Annotated in this window: 3 protein-coding genes; all 3 read left to right on the top strand. The window is 50.6% G+C overall.

Going from position 1 to position 4,516, the window contains the following annotated elements; genetic code table 11:
* Positions 1-123: 123 nt before the first annotated feature.
* Entirely contained in the window at positions 124-1,404 is a 1,281-nt protein-coding gene (locus BZG79_RS12090; protein WP_158011550.1) for a capsule assembly Wzi family protein, read from the top strand.
* An 85-nt stretch (positions 1,405-1,489) separates the two neighbouring features.
* A complete protein-coding gene (locus BZG79_RS12085; RefSeq protein ID WP_077774489.1) occupies positions 1,490-4,162 on the top strand; it encodes an SLBB domain-containing protein in 2,673 nt (890 codons plus the stop codon).
* Positions 4,163-4,345: 183 nt separating this feature from the next.
* Positions 4,346-4,516: four helix bundle protein (locus tag BZG79_RS16930; protein ID WP_199877784.1), on the top strand; the 171-nt coding region annotated here is incomplete at its 3' end.

Here is a 4,516-nt window from a genome sequence, read left to right as displayed (position 1 = left end):
CAATGTCTGTTTAATTTTTAACTCATATTTTCTTTCATTCGCAGCGTTGTTAACAAACCTATGAAATGTTCAAAATGGATGAACTTGGCATCGCCTCACCTAAGTGGTAGGCAAACGATAGCGATGCTGGTACTGCTTACAAGCACACAAGCGGGCGCATCACCCTGGCTTGAGCCGGATGACCCGTTTTTACGCGCCGATCTGACTGCATTATCGGATGCCGGCCAACTCAATGCCCCGATTAATCACTATCCGTTACGTTGGTCTAGCTTTTACGACGATACTAACCCCAGTCAATTTACAGGCAGCGTGTTGCCTCGCGCCGCCATGCTCAATACGGCGCGTAGTCATGTTCGCTATCGTGCGCATGCGGCTAAGTTTAATCGCGCGCCAATCGGGTTTGATTTTTATTGGGCCAACGATCCCGCCACCGGAATAGACTATGGCGACACGCCACGTCACGAATGGCAAGTGAGTAGCTACTACCAACATCTAAGCAATCGTTTTGCCTTTAAAGTTGCTAATCAATACCGTCGCGATGCCAATGGCGATAAAGACTATACCTGGCAAGGCTCTTACCTCGCGCTTAACGATGGTCGTTGGTTGCTTACCATGGGCCAAATTGATCGATGGTGGGGCCAAGGCTGGCAGCATAACCTCATTTGGGGAAATCAAACGGCAGCGGCACCAAGCGTGTCACTCAGCTATCTCGGTGAAGCGCTCCCTTTGCTCGGTTACTGGTCGTTTGAGGCCGTGTATCAACTTCCTGAAAACACAGGTTATGATGCGCACTGGGCCGCGCGCTTAGTCAGCCAACCCATTCGTGGCTTTCAATATGGGTTGAGTTATCAAGAGTGGCAAAACCCCAATGACCATCGCACTCGCGCCGAACAATGGGCGTGGGATGCAAAACTGGCATTACCCGCGTTTGATTTACCGTTGGCGCATGCTGTTTACACAGAGTTGGTCAGTAATTACCAAGCCAAAGATCTGGCAAGTAGCCTAATTGGCTGGAGCGGACAAACGGAGCTGGCAGGGCAAAGTGTTCGCTTGGTGCTAGAACAACAACAGACTCACCATGGTTTTGAAACCACACTGAGCCAAACTCCCGCCATTGATCAAGCGATATCATCAGATCAATTAGGCGGTAACAGTACAACCTATGGGTTAGACACAAGCCGCTCTGTGGCCGTGTATACCCAACTGATCAACGACCATGCAATAAAAACCATGCTGGCGGAACGTGAGCAAGGTAACGACAGCTGGCACGTGCTTGAGGCCAGCTATCGCCTTCCCGTTGCGACGGGGATGATCACAGTCGGTGCCAGCAAAACCGACGACGATACGCCGCACTATCCAGAAGCAGACACACGTTACTGGCTTAAATATCAATTACGATTTTAGTCGCAATTGTGCTCTCGTTGCACACGATAGCGACGCCAACTCATTTTTACTATCACGATAACAACACGTACGGATCACGCGAATTATGTTGACGTTTTTCTTTTCCACTCATCGGCCATGGCGCACCGTCTCAGCGCGTATTATTGGCGGATTACTTAGCTCGCTGCTTATCGCCCAACCCACATGGGCCGCAACACCAACACCCAGCCAGTTGGCACAATTTAAACAGTTGCCAAAGGCGCAGCAAGAACAGCTGGCCCGGCAATATGGCATTGACTTAAATAGCCTACAAAGCCAATCAAACACCGAAGAAGCCACGTCATCAGCCCCAGAATCGCCTGAGCGTATTGGCGGTGAATCGGCCGAACAACCATCGATGGCAGATGCCGAGCCAGATACGAACAAAGATAACCCGGCGCTCAAACCCTTTGGCTATGCCTTTTTGACGGGAACCCCGGCATCACTGAATGCGGTGGATGATTTACCGCTCCCCGCGGATTATCAAGTGGGTCCGGGGGATACCCTAGACATACAAATATTCGGGAAAGAAAACCAACAATACCAACTGACCGTCAAGCGTGATGGCAACATCCACTTCCCTAAATACGGTCCGATGCAAGTGGCGGGAGAAACCTTTGGTAAGGTGCGCGAACAAATTAAAGCCATGTTTGCTGAGCGAGTGATTGGTGTCGACGTCACCGTTGATATTGGCGCCATGCGTACCATGCAGGTGTATTTAGCCGGTGATGTAAAACAGCCTGGCGCTTACACAGTGAATGGCCTTACCACGATCACCCAAGCGCTATTGGCCAGTGGTGGGATAAAACACAGTGGTTCACTGCGCAATATCCAATTAAAACGTGATGGCAACGTCGTCGCTCTGTTGGATCTTTATGATCTTTTGCTTGCCGGTGACAGCAGTGGTGATGTACGCCTACTCAAAGGCGATACTTTGTTTGTCCCTGCACGTGGTGCGCAAGTCGCGGTCGACGGCGAGGTATTACGCCCCGCATTATATGAACTGACCGGCAACAGCACGCTCGCGGACGTGGTCGATATGGCAGGGGGGGCGCTTCCCGAAGGTTATCTATCGAGTATCAGTGTCAAGCGCACCACTGAATCAGGCACCAAGCAGTTCAGCCTAGACATGACCACGGCAGAAGGCCAGCGTTTCGCCGTCAAAAACGGTGATGATATCACCATTGCGAAAAGTAACGATGCGATCGATAACGCGGTAGTGCTGCGTGGTGAGGTGGTTCGTCAAGGCGCGTACAGCTTTGAACCCGGAATGAAAATATCTGATCTCATTAAAACAGCAAAGCGCGATCTCAAGCCCAGTGCTGATTTAAACTATGCCTTGCTCGTGCGTGAAGTAAATGCAAAACGCGACATTGAGGTCCTGCAGTTTGAACTGGGCCGCGCTATTGACGAGCCCACCTCAGCAGATAACCTGCGCTTGCAACAAGGTGATCAAGTTTTTGTTTTTAACAACGGTATCGACAGCCAATACTGGGACAAACGCCAATCGGCGAAAGTCGACAAATCACGCCTCAATCAAAAAAATAGCGGCGGCACGTACATTGACCCAGAAACCGGGGCAGAAGTGGCGGTGCAAACCAAGCAAAACGAGTCCAAGTTAGTTAAAAACCTGGTCGAACAAAACGATGAGGGCGGACGTTCGCTGCGCGAACAAGAGCTGGCCCCGATAATTGAAAGGCTTAAAGACCAAGCAAGTAACCAACACGCCGCGCCAGTCGTTGAGCTGACGGGAGCCGTTAAGTATCCCGGTATATATCCTTATCCCGTCAACGCCTCCATCGAGCAATTACTCGATGCTGCTGGTGGGCTGACCGAAGCGGCCTACGTTAAGCAAGCCGAGATCTCACGGCGCGAAGTGGTTGATGGGCGTTTAACGGTACGCCATTACCCGATCAACCTGGGGGAGACACTGGCTGGCAAAGGGCCAACGTTGACCATCCAACGTCAAGATCGTATTAACATAAAAACCAAGCCCAACTGGCATAAAAACAACACGATTGAGCTCCAAGGTGAAGTCCGCTTCCCTGGTGTGTATGCCTTTGAGCGTGGCGAAACCATCGACGATGTCATTGAACGCGCGGGTGGCCTTACCGAGTTCGCTTACCCCAAAGGGGCGGTATTTAGCCGTGAGCGACTCAAACGCCAAGAAGCAGAACGCTTGAAAATGCTCAACCGTCAATTAAAGCAAGAAATCAGCAGCTTAGCGTTACGTCGTCAAACAACCAGCGCGCAATATACCACAAGCCCTACTGAAGCTTTGTCACTCGCCGAAGAGCTACAAAACGCCGAAGCCGTGGGCCGCATGGTGATCTCATTGCCACGCGCACTAAAAGGTGATGAGGTCGCAAACATTATGCTAGAAGGCGGTGACAAGCTATACGTACCGCCTAGAAATCCCGTGGTCAGCATCATGGGCGAAGTCCAGTTTGCATCTAACCAGCTGTTTGAACCTGGCATGACGGTAAGTGATTACATTGAATCTTCCGGCGGCACCAAACAACAAGCCGACACCGACCGCATCTACGTTGTGCGCGCCGACGGCTCAGTGATGATGCCCAACAACAGCTTCTGGTTCAGCCGTAGTCAAAAACAACTCGAACCCGGCGATACCATCATCGTCCCAATCGACACCGACTACCTAGACGGCCTAAGCACCGCCTCCACCGCCACGCAAATCCTTTATCAAATCGGTGTTGCTTGGCAAGCGGTTAAAGATTAAAGGCGAAGAGCAGTCTCGTGCTCGCATTGGTCTTTTGCTCTTTCCGTACTTTGTAATCAGTAATCGGTATTCGGGAATTGGAATACGGAGCGCTTCTCTTACGGAATACGGAGAAGAGCAATAACCGCAGTGCACGCACTGGCTGCTTTTTCAATAACAGGGATGCTTAGATAAGGACATCTATTGAGATTTAAAAAGTTAAAAGTCTGGCAAAGCGCATGTCGTTTATCTTGTGAGATTTACAAGACGATGCGTGCCTGTAACGACTATGGCTTTAAAGATCAAATTACTCGCTCTGGTTTATCGATACCGTCGAACATCACAGAGGGCGAAGAAAGAGAGTCTGTTAAAGAC

It is taken from the genome of Salinivibrio sp. MA427 (assembly GCF_001996115.1).
GTDB lineage: Bacteria > Pseudomonadota > Gammaproteobacteria > Enterobacterales > Vibrionaceae > Salinivibrio > Salinivibrio costicola.
This window is presented reverse-complemented; position numbering and strand designations above follow the sequence as displayed.

What these genes read in the sequence shown, in the direction of transcription:
- BZG79_RS12090 (WP_158011550.1), top strand. Translation starts at nt 124, where the DNA reads ATGCTGGTACTGCTTACAAGCACACAAGCGGGCGCATCACCCTGGCTT.
- BZG79_RS12085 (WP_077774489.1), top strand. Translation starts at nt 1,490, where the DNA reads ATGTTGACGTTTTTCTTTTCCACTCATCGGCCATGGCGCACCGTCTCA.